This is a genomic window from Burkholderia territorii, from assembly GCF_001718335.1.
GTDB classification, from domain to species: Bacteria; Pseudomonadota; Gammaproteobacteria; order Burkholderiales; family Burkholderiaceae; genus Burkholderia; species Burkholderia territorii.
This window is the reverse complement of the sequence record NZ_CP013365.1, coordinates 638973-657014: the sequence shown is the minus strand read 5'-3', so window position 1 is coordinate 657014 and position 18042 is coordinate 638973. Positions and strand designations below refer to the sequence as shown.

Genomic DNA, 18042 nt, shown 5'->3' with positions numbered 1-18042 from the left:
CGTTTCGTTGTGCGCGGCGCTCAGCCGAGGCTCACGTTGGTGCGCGTGAAGCGCCCGTACACCGCATAGAGCACCAGCGTCGCCGCGAGCAGCAACCCGCCGAGCGCGCACGCCATGCCCCAGTTGATCGTCACGTTCGTGAAGTACGCGACGTAGTAGCTGACCATCTGGTCGTTCGGCCCGCCGAGCAGCGCGGGCGTGATGTAGTAGCCGATCGCGAGGATGAACACGAGCAGCGCGCCGGCGCCGACGCCCGGATAGGTCTGCGGCACGTACACGCGCCAGAACGCGGCGAACGGGTGGCTGCCGAGCGACACGGCCGCGCGCTGGTACGTCGGCGGGATCGACTTCATCACGCTGTAGAGCGGCAGGATCATGAACGGCAGCAGGATGTGCGTCATCGAGATGTACACGCCGACGCGGTTGAACAGCAGCGTCAGCGGATGCGAGATCAGCCCGCTGCCGATCAGCGCCTTGTTCACGAGCCCTTCGCTCTGCAGCAGCACGATCCACGCGGCGACACGCACCAGCACCGAGGTCCAGAACGGAATCAGCACGAGGATCATCACGAGGTTCGCGCGGCGCTCCGACAGCGTCGAGATCCAGTAAGCGAGCGGATAGCCGAGCAGCAGCGCGAACAGCGTGACCGCGACGCCGATCACGAACGTGCGGCCGAAGATCGCGAGATAGATCGATTGATCGGGATCGGCCTGCACGATCCGGCCGAAGCCATCCTGCTTGTGGTCGAGCGCGGCGAGCAGGTAGAACGGCGACACCTGGCTGCCGTTCTTCGCGATCGACTGCCAGTACGCAACGTCGCCCCAGCGCGAGTCGAGGTCGATCAGTTTCGCGCGCGTTTGCGCGGGCGTGAGCGCGGCGTCGTTGTCGCCTTTCAGCGGCATCGCGCGCGCCGTCTTCGCGACGAGCGAGCGATAGCCGGGAATCTCGGTGTTCAGGCGCCGCGCGAGCGCGCCCATCGCCTCGCTGTCGGCCACCTTCGTCATGTCCGCCGCGAGCGCGACGTACGCGGCATCGGCCGGCGGCGCCTTGCGGTCCCAGCCCGACAGCGCGGCGACCGTGTTCGGCAGCGCCGTTGCGATCTCGGGGTTCTGCACCGCGCGCGTGAGCAGCGTGCCGATCGGCACGACGAAGATGAGCAGCAGGAAGATCGCGAGCGGCGCGATCAGCAGCAACGCCATCGTGCGCTTGCGGGCCTCGGCGGCCTTCAGCTCGCGCTTGAGCGCGGCTGTCGACGGCGAGGAAGGAGCGATCGTCATCGTGTTCAACGGTTCTCTCCGGCCGGGCTCGATCCGGCGGAATGCCGCGCGACGCAGTCGATGCGCCGCGCGGCAGGTTGCATCAGGACACCTGAGTAGCGTTTACTTCGTCGCCCATGCGGCGAAGCGCTGCTCGAGCTCGTCGCTGTGGTCGGTCCAGAAGCCGATGTCCTCCAGCACCGCGTTCTTGCCGTTGGCCGGCGAGTTCGGCAGGTTCGCGAGCGTCTTCGCGTCGAGCGACTTGATCGCCGCGATGTTCGTCGGGCCATACGCGATGTGCTGCGCATATCCTTGCTGCGGCTTCGGCGTCAGCGTGTACGCGATGTATTGCTCGGCCAGCGCCTTGTTCGGCGAGCCCTTCGGAATCGCCCAGTAGTCGAGGTCGTAGATGCTGCCGTTCCACACGACCTTCAGGTTCTTGCCTTCCTTCTGCGCGGCGTCGATACGGCCGTTGTACGCGGTCGACATCACGACGTCGCCGGCCACGAGGAACTGCGGCGGCTGCGCGCCCGCTTCCCACCACTGGATGTACGGCTTGAGCTCGTCGAGCTTCTTGAACGCGCGATCCTGGCCGGCCTTCGTGCCGAGCACCTTGTAGACGTCCTTCGGCGCGACGCCGTCGGCCATCAGCGCGAACTCGAGGTTGTAGCGCGCGCCCTTGCGCATGCCGCGCTTGCCGGGGAATTTCTTCACGTTCCAGAAGTCGGCCCAGCCGGTCGGCGCGGTCTTCAGCTTGTCCGCGTTGTACGACAGCGCGGTCGACCACACGAAGAAGCCGACGCCGCACACCTGCGGCGCTTCCGGAATCAGGTCGGACCTCTTCGCGATCTTCGACCAGTCGAGCTTCTCGTACAGCCCTTCGTCGCAGCCGCGGTTCAGGTCGCCCGATTCGACTTCGACCACGTCCCAGTTGACGTGCCTCGCCTCGACCATCGCCTTCACCTTCGCCTGCTCGCCGTTGTATTCGACGGCCGTGACCTTGTTGCCGGTGGTCTTTTCGAACGGCTGGTTGAATGCGGCCTTCTGCGCGTCGCCGTTCGCGCCGCCGAAGTTGACGACCGTGAGTTCGGCCGCCGTGGCCGATGCGCCGACGACGGCGAGCGCGAGTGCGAGCGCGGTGCGACGCGCGGTAGTGCTTGCTCCGTTCATGGTGGTTCCTCTCCTCTCGTGGTGGAAGTGGGCAGTTGTTGTTGACGACGTGCTGCGATAAAACGGGAAAAACCTGCGTCAGGCGAATACGCGCAAATGCTCGGGCGCGAATGCGAGCGATACCGGCGCGCCGGGCGAGAACGCGTCGAGCGCGCCCGTGCCGAGCGGCACCTTCACGAAGCATTCGTCCTGGCCCGGCAGCGCGCAGCGCATGCGCACGTGATCGCCGAAATAGATGAGACTGCGCGCCTCGCCGGTCACGCGGTTGGCCGTGCCGTTCGCGTGCCCGTTCGCGAGGCTCATGCGTTCGGGCCGGATACACGCGACGGCCGGCGCGCCCTCGGCCGCGTCGCCGATACGGCGACCGACGAGCTGCGTGCCGTCGTCGAGCCGGAATTCGCAGAATTCGCCGTCGATGCGCGCGATGGTGCCGCGCAGCCGGTTGCTGTCGCCGATGAAGTTCGCGACGAATTCGTTGCACGGCGATTCGTACAGGCGGTCGACGGTGTCGAGCTGCTGCACGATGCCCTTGTCGAACACGGCAACGCGATCGGACATCGTGAGCGCCTCGCCCTGGTCGTGGGTCACGTAGACAAAGGTCACGCCGAGCTTCTCGTGCAGCGCCTTCAGTTCGTACTGCATGTGTTCGCGCAACTGCTTGTCGAGCGCGCCGAGCGGCTCGTCCATCAGCACGAGCTTCGGCTCGAACACGAGCGCCCGCGCGAGCGCGATGCGCTGCTGCTGGCCGCCCGACAACTGCGCCGGATAGCGTTTTGCGAAACGCTCCATCTGCACCATCTTCAACGCATGCGCGACGCGCTCCGCACGTTCCGCCGCCGGCAGCTTGCGCACCGACAGCGGATACGCGACGTTCTGCTCGACCGTCAGGTGCGGAAACAGCGCGTAGTTCTGGAACACCATGCCGATGTTGCGCTTGTGCGGCGGCACGGTATTCAGCAGTTCGCCGTCGAGGCGGATCTCGCCGCCCGTCGGGAACTCGAAGCCCGCCAGCATCATCAGGCAGGTGGTCTTGCCCGAGCCGGACGGCCCGAGCAGCGTCAGGAATTCCCCTCGGTGGATGTCGAGGTCAAGCGATTTGACGACCAGCGTCTCGCCGTCGTAGGTCTTCCGCACGCCGCGAAAGCTGACGATCACATCATCGGACTTCATCGTGGCTGTCCCCTTGCTGCGCGACAAATGTTTTTGAGATGGACCCACTATACGGCGGGCACGGTTCTACAATAGGGAACCATTTCAATATTCCAAGTAGGACCACTTTGGATACCGTGATCCTGGCCGACTGGCTCTCCGCCCGGCTCGACCGCAGCTCGTCCGAGCCGATGTACCGGCAGCTGCTGCAACTGATGCAGCAGGCGATTCTCACCGGGGAATTAGGGCCAGGGACGAAGCTGCCGAGTTCGCGCACGCTCGCGGCAGACCTGTCGATCGCACGCAATACCGTGCTGCACGTGTACGACCAGCTGACGGCGGAAGGCTACGTGCTGACAACGACCGGCAGCGGCACCTACGTGGCCGACACGCGCCCGGACGCGGCCGCGATCCGCGTTCCGGCCGCTGCGCCGCCGCCGTCCGACAGCGATGCGGCGGCGCAGCAGGATGCACAAGGCGGCCTGTCGATGCGCGGCCGGCAGCTGATCGAACATGCGGGCGTATCGCGGCGTCAGTGGGGCGCGTTCATGCCGGGCGTGCCGGACGTGTCGGAATTCCCGAGCCGCACGTGGAGCCGCCTGCAGGCGCGCCTGTGGAAGGAAGCGAATCCCGAATTGCTGACCTATGCGCCGGGCGGCGGCTACCGGCCGCTGCGCCGCGCGCTCGCCGACTACCTGCGCGTCGCGCGCTCGGTCAAATGCTCGCCGGACCAGGTGATCATCACGACCGGCATCCACCAGTCGATCGACCTCGCCGTGCGGCTGCTGTCCGACATCGGCGATCGTGCGTGGGTCGAGGAACCGTGCTACTGGGGCGTGCGCAGCGTGCTGCAGGCGACCGGCCTCGCGCTCACGCCGGTGCCGGTCGACCAGGAAGGCATCGATCCGAGCGCGTCCGACATGCAGCATCCGCCGCGGCTCGTGCTCGTCACGCCGTCGCACCAGTATCCGCTCGGGATGGTGATGAGCCTTGCGCGGCGCCGGATGCTGCTCGAGTATGCGCGCCAGCACCGCTGCTGGATCATCGAGGACGACTACGACAGCGAATTCCGCTACGGCAGCCGCCCGCTTGCATCGCTGCAGGGCCTCGACGACGGCGGCCGCGTGATCTACGTCGGCAGCCTCGGCAAGATGCTGTTCCCGGGCCTGCGAATGGGTTACATGGTCGTCCCCGAGCATCTGGTCGACACGTTCCGCACGGGGTTGTCGGAGCTGTATCGCGAGGGCCAGCTGATGCAACAGGCCGTGCTCGCGGAATTCATCATGGACGGGCACCTGACTTCGCACGTCAGACGGATGCGCACGCTGTACGGCGAGCGCCGGCAGTTGCTGATCGATGCGATCCATGCGCGCTTCGGCGACGCGCTGCCCGTGATGGGCGACGAGGCCGGCCTGCACCTGGTGCTCGGCCTGCCGGATACGTGCGACGACCGCGCGGTCACGCAAAGTGCGTTCGACGCGGGTGTGATCGTGCGTCCGCTGACCAGCTACTACAGCAGCCAGGACACCGCGCGGCGCGGGCTGTTGCTTGGCTATGCATGCGTCGCGCACGAAAGCATCGGCCCCGCGTTCGACACGCTCGCGGCCACCATCGAACAGCATCTGCCGCGGCACTTCACGCGCGCGGCGTGAGCGCGCGCGTTACTGCGCGGCAGCCGCGCCGCGGTCGAGCGACGCCGCGCGCATCGCTTCGCCGGGCTTCGTGAACATGCGCTGCCGTAGCGCCGCGATCTGCGCGTCGCGCTCCTGCGGCGACAATCCGGCCGCGCCGATCTGCGCACGCTGCGCCGCATAGTCCGCGTAACGGCTCTGCCACGATGCGTCGTCCTGCTGCATCTGCGCGACGCGCGCGGCCGCTTCGGGGCCGAGTGTCTGCGCGAGTTGCGCGCGCATCGTCTCGGGCGTCGCCCCACTCTTCTGCAACTGCGCAATCTGGTCGATCGCAGCCTGCTGCCGGTCCGCCTTCTGCCGTGCCTCACGTTCGTCAGCGGGCATCTGCTGTGCGAGCGCCGCGAGCCGCTCCGCCTTCTGCGCATCCGTCAACGTGCGGTCCTGCACGATCTTCAGCCGCGCGAGATCGTAGCGCTGCCGCCACTGCTCCGCGCCGAAGAACGGCTGGCTCCACTCGCCGAGCGCGCGCGACGCGATCGACGCGCGCTGATCGAGCGCGAGCTGCAGCGCACCGAGATCGGACTTGTCGACCGCGCCCGCCTGCGGCAACTTCGCCAGCGTGTCGAGATACGCGCGATATCGATGCCATACATCGAGCGCCTCGGGTTGCGCGACCGTGCCGTCGAGCTGTGCGGCGATCTCGCGCACGACGAGCGCATCGAGCTCGGCCGCGCTCAGGTCGCTCCGCGCGGTCAGGCAGTAGTCGAAGAAATCGCGCACCGCACGCGACTTCGCAAGATGGCCGCCGGCATCGAGCGGCAGCCTCGGTGCACTGGAACCGGCGAGCGGCGACGGCAGGCCCGCGCTCGCGGGCAATGCGGCCTGGGGCGGCGCGGCATTCGCGCCGCCGGGCACTGCCGTGTCGGCCGACGCATGCGTCGCGTCGGCACCGCGATGCGATACCGTGCTGCTCCAGATCGCAACGCCGGCGATCGCCGCCAGCCCCGCCGCGCCGTAGATTGCAACGCGCCGCGCGAGCGGCGCGCGTCCTTCACGTGCCGTCATCGATTACACGCCCGCGAGCTTCAGCCGGTTCGCATGCGTGCGGATCACCGCGACCGGATCTTCCGCATTCGCGCCGCGCACACCGAGCAACTGGTTGATCTCGTCGAGATGGTTCCACTTGTAGCTCGTGCTCAGCACCTTCCCGTACAGCGCGCTGCACTTCGATACGAGCCCGTCGTTCTGGCCGGAGGCCCGATTGATCATCACCGTGCCCGTGCCGAACAACGCAAGCGTCGACAGGTCCAGCGCGTTCGCCGGATCGATCAGCGGAATCGTGCTGGTATCCGTCGCGCCCGTCACGCCGAACGCGGAGACGGTCGGCTGGATCGCCGTGCCGGCCCATGAATACAGCAGATGCGTATTGCCGCCGACGGTTTCCGTCGGCGCACCCGTCTGGCAACTGCCCGGCGCGCCGAGACCCGCGCTCGGGTAATTCTGGTTGTACGTGGCGGCCTGGGAAGTCGTCAGCGTCTTCAGCGCGGCGAGCGCGTCCTGGTTGGTGTTGTTGCTGCTGCTCGTCAGGATACCGAACACATTGACGAATGCCGCGATCACCGACGACGACAATCCGGTCGGATCGTACGCGAGCACGCCCTGCACGAAGTCGGCGAACTCGGAGCCGCGATGCGGCGTGCCGATCGTCGTCACCGACGCGACGAGATCGGGCGCGACGGCCGCGACATAGCGCGACGTGAGCCCGCCCTGGCTGTGACCGACCAGATTCACCTTGGTCGCACCGGTGGCGGCGAGCACCGTCTTGACGTAAGCGAGCAGTTGTTCGCCGCGACCGTTCGGCCCGTCATCGCTCTGGAATCCCGACAGGTTCGCGACGTAGACGGTCGCGCCGTGCTGCTGCAGGTCCTCCTGGATGCCGTACCAGTACTCGAGCACGCCCGCGTACTTGTCGGTGCCGGTGAGCCCGTGCACGAGGATGATCGGATAACGCGTCGCCGCGTAGTTGTCCGCCGCTGCGGTTGCCGCGATTGCCGCGTGCGTCGTTGCGAGCGTCATCAGCGCGGTCGTCCCCGCGAACGGCGCGACGCTCATCGCGCAAGCCACTGCCCCTGCCACCACCCTGGAACGCATCGATCTGGCCATGGATGTTCTCCTGATTATTGTGCTGCCGGTGCGAATGAGATCGGATCGACGCGCACGGCAAGTCGCGAACGGTCGCTGGCACCGTATGCGTCGAATGCCGGAGTGAATCACGAGTCGCGAACGTTTGCGCCCTGACTAGATACGGTTCTCTAATCGGTTGACGCGCCCCGCCCGTTCGGGCGGGGCTGCGTTCATGCGTGCGCATGCTGCATCGCACACGCGCCGCACGTTACAGCTTCGCGCTCACGCGCAACCATGCGGTGCGGCCCGGTTCCATCACCGGCGCGTTTGCCGGATAGCCGAAGCCCGCATTGCCGGCGAGGTTCAGGTGCTCGGTGTAGGCCTTGTCCAGCACGTTGTCGATACCGACCGAGATCTGCACCTTCTTGCTGACGTTGTACTGTGCGTGCAGCGACAGCACGCCGAAGCCGGCGCTCGGACCGAAGTCCTTGCCGACCACGTTGCCCTCGTTCAGCGCGTAACGATGCTGCGGCGCAACGACGCGCCACAGACCGCCTGCCGACCATGCACCGTGCGTGTACTCGAGCCCGAAGCGCGCCTCGAGCGGCGGCATCTGCGGCAGCGGATCGCCACTCGTCGCGTTGCGCCCCCACGCATACGCGAGCGACGTCTCGACGCGCAGCGGTGCGAGCGGCCGCCACGACACGCCGGCTTCGCCGCCCATGATCTGCGCGTTGACGTTGGTCGCCTGGGTGGTCGGGCCCATCATCCCGGCCGCGTAGTTGAACAGGATGTAATCCTGCACATAGCCGGCATAGGCCGACACCCACGCATCGAGCCGCTCGCTCTTGAACTGCGCGCCGACGTCGAGCTGCGTCGTTTTCTCCGGCTGCACCGCCGAGAATGCATTGACCGAACCGGCCGGGCCGCGCTTCGCGGAGAACAGTTCCCAATAGTCCGGGTAGCGTTCCGCGTGACCGATTCCCGCGTACCACGTGACCGGCAGCGCCGCGAGATCGCGCTCGTATCGCACGAAGCCGCTCGGCAGCACGCGCGCGCGATCGTCGTCGAAGGTCGGGTTCGGCTTGCTGCCCATCATCCCGCGCGTCGTCGCACGCTTGTCGCGCGCGCTCGCGTAGTCGACGCGCGCGCCGCCGATCACGCGCGACGCATCGCTCGCATACCACGTCAGCTCGCCGAACGCGCCGGCGTTCCACATCGTCGCCTGTGCATCCCACGGCTGGTCGCCGTAGTTCTGTCGCCCCATCGCCGAGCGGGCATCCAGCCGGTTCGATTGCGCATCGACGCCGGTCACGAGCTTGAAGTCGTCGCCGAAACGGAACGTCGCGGCCGCCCGCGCACCGAGCGTGCGGCGCCGCACCTCGGATGCCATTCTCATCGGCATGCTGCTGGTCGGGTCGGGCTGCCGCAACGTGTAGTTGTCCATCACGTGATCGGCTTCGTTGTAGAACACACGCGCTTCGATCCGGTCGAGCACGTCGCCAAGATGCCGCTTGTCGAACGACAGGCCGAACGTCTCGCGGCGGAAATGAGCGCCGTCCATCCCGCGCCCCGCGTAGCGCGCATAACCGTCACCGGTGCCCGCCGTCAGTTCGACGCGCGTGTGATCGTCCGGTGTCCAGCCCAGCGCCGCGTCGGCGTTCCACTTGTCCCATTGCGACGGCACGGTGTTGCCGTTGCCGTCCTCGTAATCCTGCGCGTGCGCGTGATTCGCGGTCACGCGGCCGTAGACGTCCGGCGTGCCGGCCGTCACGTCGACGTTCTGATCGTTGCGGCCGAACGATCCGCCGACCACGCTGCCGTCGAAGCGCATGCCCGGGCGTTCGAAACGCGGCGTCACGCGTTCGAACAGCACCGTGCCGGCCGATGCGCCGGGACCGTACAGCACCGTCTGCGGGCCCTTCACGACGGTGACCTTGTCATAGCTTTCCGGCGCGATATACGAGGTCGGCGCATCCATCCGGTTCGGGCACGCGCCGAGCGTCGGCATTCCGTTCGCGAGGATGTTCAGCCTCGACCCGAACATCCCGCGCAGCACCGGGTCGCCGTTCGTCCCGCCGCTGCGGATCGACGTGAAGCCGGGGATCGTCTTCAGGTAGTCCGCGCCATCGCTCGCCGGCAGCGGCTGACGCGGCGTCTTCGGATCCGTGACGACGACCAGCGGCGTCGACAGCGGAGACGCGACGACTTCGACGGCCGGCAGCAGCGCGGCCGCGTCGTCCGTCGGCGCACCGGCCGCCTGCGCGGATTCGGTCGCGGCAGCCGCCGCGGTCATCGCGCCGACGGCCAATGCGGGAACGGTAAGTTTCAGCATGCGCGGCACGGGCCGCGTACGGGAATGGCGCGCCGCCCTCGGCGCGCGCAAGGAAAGAAGGATCATGATCGAAAGCCCGAGTGACGCCCTCCACACGGCCTCGACGGACCGCACGGATATCGGCGATGAATGGAACGGAAGACAGCGCGTCAGGCGCGCTCGGGCGGTGCGCGCGGGTACGCGCGCGGATAGCGGTCGGCGCGCGCCGCGACGGCATGCGGCGCGGCGGCGGATACGGCATGAGCGGGAACGAAAGCGAACGATACGGCGGCCGTACCGCCGATTGCGGGACTGTGTGCGAAGAAGCCGCAATAACCGCACGCATCGAGATGCAATGCGTGATCGTGCGCGGGGCCCGCATCGGGCGCGCGGTGCGCACCATGCTCTGCACTACAGACGATCGCGTCGGGGGTCGCCGCCTGCGCGATCCGCCACTGCGACACCAGCGGCGCCGCGATCGCGAGCCAGATCGCGAACACGCCGAGCCAGGCGGTCAGGTGACGATGTCGATGCAACATGCGCGGCGATGCGTAAGCGGAATGTAAAAGCAGCCGAGATGTTACAGAATGTTCGCGGCAATGACCAGCCGCGCATCGTGCCAAACGGATCGGGGGCGCATGGTTGTGTCGACAACCATGCGCCCCCGGGGCTGCCGTGCGGCTTCAGCGTGCGGTAATCACGGTGCCATGCGTCGCAGCACGTCGTCGCGCCGGATGAAGTGATGGTAGAGCGCGGCCAGTGCATGCAGGCCGATCACGAAGTAGAACGCGTTGCCGATCAGTTCGTGCGCTTCCTTGATCGTCGGCCGCAGCGCCTTGTCGGGGCCGAACAGCGTGAACGACACGCCGATCCAGTCGAGCGACACGGGCTTGCCGCCCATGTTGATCATCATGATGCCGAGCAACGGCTGCGCGATGATGAACACGTACAGCGCGAAATGCGCGAGCTTCGACAGCCACTTCAGCAGCGCCGCCTGCGCAATGGCCTCCGGCACGCGACTGATCATGCGCCAGAGCACGCGCAGCACCGACAGCACGAGCACGCAGGTACCCGCCAGCAGGTGCACGTTCATCCAGAACGCGCGGCTGTCGCTGCCTTTCGGTCCGCGAATTTCGATGGCCAGATAGGCCAGCGCCACCAGCAGGAAGATGGCCCAGTGGAAGAAGATCGCGGGTGAGCTGTAGCGCGTCTGTTTCGCGAGGATGTTTTTCATGCTGTGTCTCGTGATTTTTCGTGGGGTATGCATGGGCACGCACATGCCGCTGCGGCCGGCGCCCCGGCGGTTGCCCCGATTGTAGCCTCACGCGCGAGCGCCGTTGTACGACCGGATCAAATATCCGACGAATCCGCGCGGCCCGCCCGCCGGCCCGCCATAAGGAAAGTCCGAATCGCGCGCGTCCACGGCTGTGGCAGGATGAAGCTTTGGTGCGACGTTGCGCGGGCATCATGAGCAAAGCGTTCTTCGTTGCGGCCTACCGGCTGATCGCCGCGTTGCTCGCGGTATCGACCACGCTGCACAGCGTAGCCGGCTACTGGGGCATGCCGACTTTCCATCTCGGCAACTACCTCAGCTATTTCACGCAATTGAGCAGCCTCTACGCCGCCGCGATGCTGATCGTGGGGCTGTCTCGCATCACGCGCCCCGGTTCGGCGCGCTACGAATCGATGCGTGGCGCCGCCGTGCTCTACGTGCTGATCACCGCGATCGTCTACGAACTGCTGCTCGCCCGGCTCGATGCGTTGCGGCACGTCACGCCGGCCCTCAACAACTGGGTCCTGCACCGGATCGTGCCGCTCGTGGTGCTGTGCGACTGGCTGTACGTCGAGCCGCGCTCGCCGATTGCGTGGCGCAGCGCGTTCGCGTGGCTCGGCTTTCCGGTCGTCTATCTCGGCTATACGCTCGTTCGCGGTGCGCTGGAGAACTGGTATCCGTACCCGTTCGTCGATCCGCGGCCGCACGGATACCTGCCGGTCGCGATTCAGTGTTCGCTGATCGCGCTCGGCGCGGCGGGACTTGCGCTGGGCATTCGCTGGCTCGGCAACCACGCGAGGCAGCCCGGCACCGCGGAACTCAAGGAAGGATGAAGACGGGAACGTGTGCGCCGCGCGGCGCACACGTCGTGACGCGACGCGTCAGCCGCCGTTGCGCGGCAGGAAGTTCATCGGATCGACGACCTTGCCGTTCTGCCGGACTTCGAAGTCGAACGTCGCGCGACCGCTCGCGTCGGTGCCCATCTCGGCGACCGGCTGGCCCGCACGCACCGCGTCGCCTTCGTTGACGAGCAGCTTGCCGTTGTGCCCGTAGGCCGTGATGAGGCCGTTGTCGTGCTTCAGGATCACGAGCGGGCCGTATGCCTTGACGCCGGATCCGGCATAGACCACCCGCCCGTTTGCCGCGGCACGCACCGAATGGTCGGGCCCGGTCGCGGCGATCACGATGCCGCGCGTCTTGCCGGGGACGAACGGCGTCGCGACCATGCCCGTGGCCGGCCAGGCCAGCGAGCCCGGTTGCGCGGCCGCGGCGGGCGGCTGTCCGAGCGAGGTCGCGGCCGGCGGTGGTGCGACGCGCAGCACCTGGCCGGGCGACACGGCGTCGTTGGGCGACATGTGGTTCCAGCTGGCCACGTCCTGCACGCGCTGCCCGTAGGCGGCGGCAACGCCGGCGAGCGTGTCGCCCGGATTCACGCGGTAATAGCCGGCGATCACGCCCGGCGTGGCGACCGACGCCGGCGTCGACGGCCGTGCCGGCTGCCAGTTGTCGGTCCACGGCGTCATCGTACAGCCCGTCAGCGCGGCAGCCGCGGCGACAAGTGCCGCCTGCGGCAACCAGCGCGCCAGTGCATCGTGGATCGGAATCGTTTTTCTCAAGGGTCCTCCGGATTTGCGTCGTTGCGCCGCCCGCCGCCCTCCGGCGCGCGACGCACGATGTCCGGCCAGACGGCCGGACTACCAGTATCCGACCGCTGTCGCGGCCTTCGGTTTCCACAGCGGGACGTCGGCACGAACGGGCTCATCGGCCCCTTTTTCGCGCCATTTTCGGGTCGTCCCGGCCGTCAAAGATACCATCTGTCGTAGTCGGGGCCGCGACAGGTGCCCGATCCGGCAACAATCTTGCGGTATCGCACGCGCATGCCGGCGGGCCGCCAGCCGTGCCGCACGGATGATCGCCACCCTGCCGCGGGCCGCCCCCTATACTCGAAGGTGCACCGCGCGACCAGCGATAACGAGGAGAAGACCATGAACAACGCGACGTTTCTGTCCGTGCAGCTCAACGCCGAGGATTTCGCCGGTTCCAGCGGCCTCGTCGAATTGCTCAACCGGCACCTGTTGTTCGCGACGGACGTCGCCGAAGCAGCGGACGCCCTCGTCCAGCTGGCGAGCGTCGCGCACCTGAGCGGCGCCACGCGCCACAGCGTCGAGCTGCCGATCCTCGCGATCGAGCGGCTACGCGACGCACTCGACACGCTGAGCGGCTACGACGAGGCCTGGCTGCAGGCGCTGGAGCCGGCCGACGCGCTGTTCCGGGACATCGGCCGCGGCCCACGGCCGCTGCATTGACGCGGCGCGGGACACCAATGAAAACAGCCCGTCGTTCCGGGCGGCGGAACGACGGGCTGCGAGTACTGCATGGGGTCACATCAGGCCGCACATGCGGCCGGGCGACCGATGGCGATTAACGACCCTTGTAGACCGGTGCGCCATCCGACACGCGCTTCACCTGCCAGCCGGTCTTGGCGGCAGCCGGAGCGCCCGATTCCTGCTGGGCGGCCGGTTGCGCACCGTAGCCGCTCGTATCGGCGGCGGCCACGTTCTGTTGCGGGTTCACGCGGGCTTCAGCCGCCTGGATGCCTGCCGGGTAGTCGGTACGATCGCTGCCCAGCTTGTAGCCGGCCTGTTGCAGTTGAACCAGTTCGGCCTTCACCTGCGCACGGGTGACGGGCGCGTTCTGTTGGGCGAACGAGACGGCAGGAACGGCGAGGACAGCAGCAGCAGCGAACGTTGCGATCAGCGATTTCATGATTAACCTCCGGGATTTTTTTGCTCCGCCGCACACACCATGTCTGCAGCGATTGAACAAAGTTTAGTCCCGAGATCACCTAGGGAAAACCATGAAAGAACGAAAACACTGTTTCCTCGGAGCCAACAATTCCGGGATCCGGGAACGAAAAACCCTACTCAAAGAATAGAATTTCGCAACAATGACGTCCTCGCCTGCCGGTTACGACCAGTTCGCGTGGAAGCTGCCCGGCTTGTCGGTACGCTCGAACGTGTGGGCGCCGAAGAAGTCGCGCTGCGCCTGCACAAGGTTCGCCGGCAGCCGCTCGGAACGGTAGCTGTCGAAGTACGCAACCGCCGACGCGAACGCCGGCACCGGCACGCCTGCCTTCACCGCGGCCACGACGACGTCGCGCAGCGACGCCTGGTAGTTCGCGGCGATGTCCTTGAAATACGGGTCGAGCAGCAGGTTCGCGAGTGCCGGATCCTTCGCGTACGCGTCCGTGATCTTCTGCAGGAAGCGCGCGCGGATGATGCAGCCCGCACGGAAGATCTTCGCGATCGTCCCGAGATCGAGGTTCCAGCCATACTCTTCGGACGCCGTGCGCAGTTGCGCGAAGCCCTGCGCGTACGAGATCACCTTGCTCAGGTACAGCGCGCGGCGCACCGCTTCGACGAACGCGGCGCGATCGCCGTCGAACGACGCGGCGGCCGGGCCCGACAGGATCTTGCTCGCCGCGACGCGCTCGGTCTTCAGCGACGACAGCACGCGCGCGAACACCGACTCGGTGATCAGCGGCAGCGGCACGCCCAGATCCAGCGCGTTCTGGCTCGTCCACTTGCCGGTGCCCTTCTGCGCGGCGCGATCGAGAATCACGTCGACGAGGTGCTTGCCGGTTTCTTCGTCCTTCTTGCCGAAGATCTTCGACGTGATCTCGATCAGGTAGCTGTCGAGCTCGCCCTGGTTCCATTCGGTGTACACCGCGCCGAGTTCGTCGTTGGTCAGGCCGGCGACATCCTTCAGCACGGCATAGCTTTCGGCGATCAGCTGCATGTCGCCGTATTCGATGCCGTTGTGGACCATCTTCACGTAGTGGCCCGCACCGTCCGGGCCCATGTACGCGACGCACGGCTCGCCGTCGGACGGCGCCTTCGCGGCGATCTGCTTGAGGATCGGCTCGACCAGATCGTACGCGTCGCGCTGGCCGCCGGGCATGATCGACGGGCCGCGCAGCGCGCCCTCTTCGCCGCCCGACACGCCGGTGCCGATGAAATGCAGGCCCGATTGCGCGAGCTCCTGGTTGCGGCGGATCGTGTCCGTGAAGTGCGTATTCCCGCCGTCGATCAGCACGTCGCCTTTCTCGAGCAGCGGCTTGAGCGATGCGATCGTCGCATCGGTCGCTTCGCCGGCCTTCACCATCATCAGGATCCGGCGCGGGGTCTCGAGCGACGCGACGAATTCTTCGAGCGTATAGGTCGGTACCAGATTGCGGCCGGGGAATTCGGCGACCAGTTCGTCGGTTTTCTCGCGGCTGCGGTTGTACACCGACACCGCGTAACCGCGGCTCTCGATATTGAGTGCGAGATTGCGGCCCATCACCGCGAGCCCGATCACACCGATTGCTTGTTTGCCCATTAGTCAATTCTCCGGAAAAAACGGGGCGCGACCCGAACCGGGCCGCGCGCACAGGCGAAAGGATAGTGGAAACCCGGCTGCGATGCGCGCTTGCGTGTCATTGTTCCGCGTGCGGCAGGCGCCTGAACACGACGCTCAGGTTGTTCGCCGGCATCTCGACGACCTCGATGCAGTCGAGCCCACGATCGAGACCCAGCGCGACGACCGCCTCGAGATCGCGCACGCCCCACGACGGGTCGCGGCTGCGCAACTGCTGGTCGAACGCTTCGTTGGACGGCGCCGTGTGCCGCCCGTCGCGGCGATATGGGCCGTACAGGAACAGCACGCCGCCCGGGCGCAGCACGCGCGATGCGCCGGCGAACAGTGCTTCGGTGCACGCCCACGGCGAGATGTGGATCATGTTGATGCAGACGATCGCGTCGAACGCCGCGGCCGGCCACGGCGCGTCGCGCACGTCGAACGCCAGCGGCTCGGCCAGGTTCGCGAGGCCCGCATGCGCGACCCACGCGGCGATCGAGCGGCGCGCGTGCGCGTCGGGATCGCTCGGCTGCCAGCGCAGCACCGGCAACGCCTGCGCGAAATGGACCGCATGCTGCCCGGTGCCGCTCGCGATCTCCAGCACGTCGCCGCTGGCGGGCAGCACGCGACGCAGCACGTCGAGGATCGGCCCGCGATTGCGTTCGGCCGCCGGCGCCGACAGCCGTGCGGACGGATCGGGCGAGGACGTCGGCCCGGTCACGATGCGTGCTCCGGCGCACCGCTACCGACACCCAGCCGCGCGTTCAGCGCGTCGAGCGCGGGCGCGCAACGCGCCTCGACCTTCAGCGTCAACATCGGATCGGCACGCGTATGGCCGAGGTTCAGCGCGGCGACGGGCTTGTTCCGGGCCTGGGCCCACACGCAGAACCGGTAGCCGGAATACACCATCAGCGACGAGCCGACGACGAGCAGCGCGTCGGCCGCATCGAGCGCCTGCGACGCCAACGCGACGCGTTCGCGCGGCACGTTCTCGCCGAAGAACACCACCGCCGGCTTCAGCAGCCCGCCGCAGGCCGGGCAGGACGGAATGCGGAACGTGTCGAGGGCCGCCCATTCGAGGTGCGCGTCGCCGTCGGCGGCCGGTTCCGCATGCGCGCCCCGCAGTTCGGGGTTGTCCGTTTCCAGCAAGGTCTGGATCGTCGCGCGCGCATGATGCGCACCGCAATCGAGGCACGTGACGGCGTTGATGCCGCCATGCAGCTCGATCACGTCGCCGCTGCCGGCACGCTGATGCAGCCCGTCGACGTTCTGCGTGACGAGCCGCTCGATCCGGCCGGTGCTGCCGAGCCGCGCGAGCGCGACGTGCGAGCGGTTCGGTTGCGCGCGGCCCACCACGGGCCAGCCGATCATGCTGCGCGCCCAGTACCGGCGGCGTGCGACTTCGGAACCGAGGAATTCGTGAAGCTGGATCGGCGGCGAGCGCATCCACTGACCGTTGCGGTCGCGATAGCCGGGAATGCCGGAATCGGTGCTGATGCCGGCACCGGTCAGCACGAGCAGCCGCGGATGGCGCTCGACGAACGCGTGCAGCGCGTCGAGCGCGGCCGGATCGATGCTGGCGGATGAGGGGTCGGGCAAGGCGATGTCGTTCATGTTGGCGGCGCGTGATCGGCGCGGTGGCGAGGCACACGGCCAGCGCGCCAGCACATGATACAGAACGCCGCGCGATCGGGCTGGCGGTCCGCGCGACACCGGCGCAGCAAAAAAAGACGCCCATCGACCAGATGGCGATGGGCGCTCCAACAATTGATCCATCGGGGTAGTGGATCAACTGACAGCACAATGACGTCGAATCCGCCGCGGCGCGGCCGGCGGACCTTCCCCGTTGACTACACCTTCTGTTTCCTGATGGTTGGCAGGTCGCCACGGTGCGCCGCGTGCGGCACGCGCACGTACGCGCGCCGGACGCGACGCGTGCGTCTCGCGCGCCGGCATGACGATCCGGAACTCATGATTGCCCATCTGCGTGCACGGGCGGTTCACCCCGACGGCCGACCGGCACCGGTCGACCTCGTGCGTCACGCATGCACGTCATCGTTTGGAACGAACCCGAATTGTTCGGATGGAACGAAAAGCCGCGCGCTCATGTCACCGCAATCAACGGCGAGGCGAATTCACGGGCAGGTCGGCGATTCATGTTTGCAACACGATGCGTTGCGATTCGGTCTGTTCTCATTGTCTTGTCCCCGTCTTCGATGCGTCCGACCCACTGAAGCGATGGCCGGGCCACTACTGCGCCGGCAATCGCGCTCACGGCGCATACAGATATGCAAGGAGCGCACCATGCTTCGCGGTACAAGGCCGCGCGGCCGGTGAAGTGACCCCGATGCAAATCGGGCCGCGGCGGAAATGCGCGAACGTTTCGAAAGTGAAACGACCGGACACGGTCCGCGCGAGCGGCGCATAGGCGCGCCGACGGCGTTGCGGGAACGTGACATGTGCGCCGGCGAGACGGTTGCCACTGCGCGACGCCGACGATCTGCTTACGATCGCCGACCCTTCGCGCATAGGCGCGATCGAGCGCGCACGTCGAACGTGAGCGCCCTCCGGCTGTCGGCCACGCGCGCCCAACGCGCTCGATGACAGGCGTCGAACATCTTCACGCGTGTTCATGCCGGTCGATTGCGCGGTGACCGAATGCGCCGATCGCGCAGGAACCGCCGATGCCGTCGCGTATCGCTCGCCGCGAACCACAAGCGTCGCGCA

General features: G+C 67.3%; 16 protein-coding genes. 3 read left to right on the top strand and 13 right to left on the bottom strand.

Features of this window, described 5'->3' with window-relative positions; translation table 11 throughout:
* Positions 1–20: 20 nt before the first annotated feature.
* The 3 genes from WS51_RS03045 to WS51_RS03035 all read right to left on the bottom strand — a co-directional run bounded on the left by WS51_RS03045 (position 21) and on the right by WS51_RS03035 (position 3596).
* Complete coding sequence (locus WS51_RS03045; RefSeq protein WP_059450867.1) at positions 21–1277, bottom strand: ABC transporter permease; 1257 nt, start codon at positions 1275–1277, stop codon at positions 21–23.
* A gap of 102 nt (positions 1278–1379) precedes the next feature.
* Positions 1380–2426 (bottom strand): ABC transporter substrate-binding protein, encoded by a 1047-nt coding sequence (locus WS51_RS03040; RefSeq protein WP_069228572.1) that lies wholly within the window; start codon positions 2424–2426, stop codon positions 1380–1382.
* Positions 2427–2504: 78 nt separating this feature from the next.
* Positions 2505–3596: an ABC transporter ATP-binding protein gene (locus tag WS51_RS03035; RefSeq protein WP_059506357.1), complete on the bottom strand. Its 1092-nt coding sequence runs from the start codon at positions 3594–3596 to the stop codon at positions 2505–2507.
* 107 nt (positions 3597–3703) lie between these two features.
* Here WS51_RS03035 and pdxR point away from each other — a divergent pair, with 107 nt between their 5' ends.
* Complete coding sequence (pdxR, locus tag WS51_RS03030; protein ID WP_060022785.1) at positions 3704–5227, top strand: MocR-like pyridoxine biosynthesis transcription factor PdxR; 1524 nt, start codon at positions 3704–3706, stop codon at positions 5225–5227.
* A gap of 9 nt (positions 5228–5236) precedes the next feature.
* On the opposite strand, the gene WS51_RS03025 is transcribed toward pdxR, so the two are convergent.
* The 5 genes from WS51_RS03025 to WS51_RS03005 form a co-directional block, all read right to left on the bottom strand.
* Positions 5237–6271 (bottom strand): lipase secretion chaperone, encoded by a 1035-nt coding sequence (locus WS51_RS03025; protein WP_059977752.1) that lies wholly within the window; start codon positions 6269–6271, stop codon positions 5237–5239.
* A gap of 3 nt (positions 6272–6274) precedes the next feature.
* Complete coding sequence (locus WS51_RS03020) at positions 6275–7369, bottom strand: triacylglycerol lipase (protein WP_059506363.1); 1095 nt, start codon at positions 7367–7369, stop codon at positions 6275–6277.
* Positions 7370–7598: 229 nt separating this feature from the next.
* Positions 7599–9731, bottom strand: a complete 2133-nt coding sequence (locus WS51_RS03015; RefSeq protein ID WP_060022783.1) for a TonB-dependent copper receptor — start codon at positions 9729–9731, stop codon at positions 7599–7601.
* A gap of 83 nt (positions 9732–9814) precedes the next feature.
* On the bottom strand, positions 9815–10183 hold the full coding sequence (locus WS51_RS03010) for a DUF2946 domain-containing protein (protein WP_059804029.1): 369 nt from the start codon (positions 10181–10183) through the stop codon (positions 9815–9817).
* 158 nt (positions 10184–10341) lie between these two features.
* Positions 10342–10878 carry a cytochrome b gene (locus WS51_RS03005; protein ID WP_059450772.1) on the bottom strand — a complete coding sequence of 179 codons (537 nt, stop codon included), beginning with the start codon at positions 10876–10878 and terminating at the stop codon, positions 10342–10344.
* Positions 10879–11111: 233 nt separating this feature from the next.
* Between WS51_RS03005 and WS51_RS03000 the strand changes: the two genes are divergently transcribed.
* Positions 11112–11750, top strand: coding sequence for a Pr6Pr family membrane protein (locus WS51_RS03000; RefSeq protein WP_059450771.1), 639 nt, complete (start codon positions 11112–11114; stop codon positions 11748–11750).
* A gap of 48 nt (positions 11751–11798) precedes the next feature.
* Here WS51_RS03000 and WS51_RS02995 read toward each other — a convergent pair whose 3' ends face one another.
* Positions 11799–12533, bottom strand: a complete 735-nt coding sequence (locus tag WS51_RS02995; protein ID WP_059543066.1) for a peptidoglycan DD-metalloendopeptidase family protein — start codon at positions 12531–12533, stop codon at positions 11799–11801.
* A gap of 369 nt (positions 12534–12902) precedes the next feature.
* Here WS51_RS02995 and WS51_RS02990 point away from each other — a divergent pair, with 369 nt between their 5' ends.
* Entirely contained in the window at positions 12903–13223 is a 321-nt protein-coding gene (locus WS51_RS02990) for a hypothetical protein (RefSeq protein ID WP_059450769.1), read from the top strand.
* A gap of 115 nt (positions 13224–13338) precedes the next feature.
* Here the strand turns inward: WS51_RS02990 and WS51_RS02985 are convergent, their stop codons facing one another.
* The 4 genes from WS51_RS02985 to WS51_RS02970 form a co-directional block, all read right to left on the bottom strand.
* On the bottom strand, positions 13339–13683 hold the full coding sequence (locus WS51_RS02985; protein ID WP_059466446.1) for a DUF4148 domain-containing protein: 345 nt from the start codon (positions 13681–13683) through the stop codon (positions 13339–13341).
* Between the two features lie 201 nt (positions 13684–13884).
* Positions 13885–15297, bottom strand: a complete 1413-nt coding sequence (gndA, locus tag WS51_RS02980) for an NADP-dependent phosphogluconate dehydrogenase (RefSeq protein ID WP_069228571.1) — start codon at positions 15295–15297, stop codon at positions 13885–13887.
* 97 nt (positions 15298–15394) lie between these two features.
* On the bottom strand, positions 15395–16036 hold the full coding sequence (locus WS51_RS02975) for a DUF938 domain-containing protein (RefSeq protein ID WP_069228570.1): 642 nt from the start codon (positions 16034–16036) through the stop codon (positions 15395–15397).
* Positions 16033–16929: an NAD-dependent protein deacetylase gene (locus WS51_RS02970; RefSeq protein ID WP_059543062.1), complete on the bottom strand. Its 897-nt coding sequence runs from the start codon at positions 16927–16929 to the stop codon at positions 16033–16035. The genes WS51_RS02975 and WS51_RS02970 overlap by 4 nt, the downstream gene beginning before the upstream one ends.
* Positions 16930–18042 lie beyond the last annotated feature (1113 nt).

Bases quoted from the DNA above. Each gene is read 5' to 3' on its own strand.
- WS51_RS02985 (WP_059466446.1), bottom strand. From the start codon at position 13,683: ATGAAATCGCTGATCGCAACGTTCGCTGCTGCTGCTGTCCTCGCCGTT.
- WS51_RS03040 (WP_069228572.1), bottom strand. From the start codon at position 2,426: ATGAACGGAGCAAGCACTACCGCGCGTCGCACCGCGCTCGCACTCGCG.
- WS51_RS03015 (WP_060022783.1), bottom strand. From the start codon at position 9,731: ATGATCCTTCTTTCCTTGCGCGCGCCGAGGGCGGCGCGCCATTCCCGT.
- WS51_RS03045 (WP_059450867.1), bottom strand. From the start codon at position 1,277: ATGACGATCGCTCCTTCCTCGCCGTCGACAGCCGCGCTCAAGCGCGAG.
- WS51_RS03025 (WP_059977752.1), bottom strand. From the start codon at position 6,271: ATGACGGCACGTGAAGGACGCGCGCCGCTCGCGCGGCGCGTTGCAATC.
- WS51_RS02990 (WP_059450769.1), top strand. From the start codon at position 12,903: ATGAACAACGCGACGTTTCTGTCCGTGCAGCTCAACGCCGAGGATTTC.
- gndA (WP_069228571.1), bottom strand. From the start codon at position 15,297: ATGGGCAAACAAGCAATCGGTGTGATCGGGCTCGCGGTGATGGGCCGC.
- WS51_RS02970 (WP_059543062.1), bottom strand. From the start codon at position 16,929: ATGAACGACATCGCCTTGCCCGACCCCTCATCCGCCAGCATCGATCCG.
- WS51_RS03005 (WP_059450772.1), bottom strand. From the start codon at position 10,878: ATGAAAAACATCCTCGCGAAACAGACGCGCTACAGCTCACCCGCGATC.
- WS51_RS03020 (WP_059506363.1), bottom strand. From the start codon at position 7,369: ATGGCCAGATCGATGCGTTCCAGGGTGGTGGCAGGGGCAGTGGCTTGC.
- WS51_RS03010 (WP_059804029.1), bottom strand. From the start codon at position 10,183: ATGTTGCATCGACATCGTCACCTGACCGCCTGGCTCGGCGTGTTCGCG.
- WS51_RS03035 (WP_059506357.1), bottom strand. From the start codon at position 3,596: ATGAAGTCCGATGATGTGATCGTCAGCTTTCGCGGCGTGCGGAAGACC.
- WS51_RS03000 (WP_059450771.1), top strand. From the start codon at position 11,112: ATGAGCAAAGCGTTCTTCGTTGCGGCCTACCGGCTGATCGCCGCGTTG.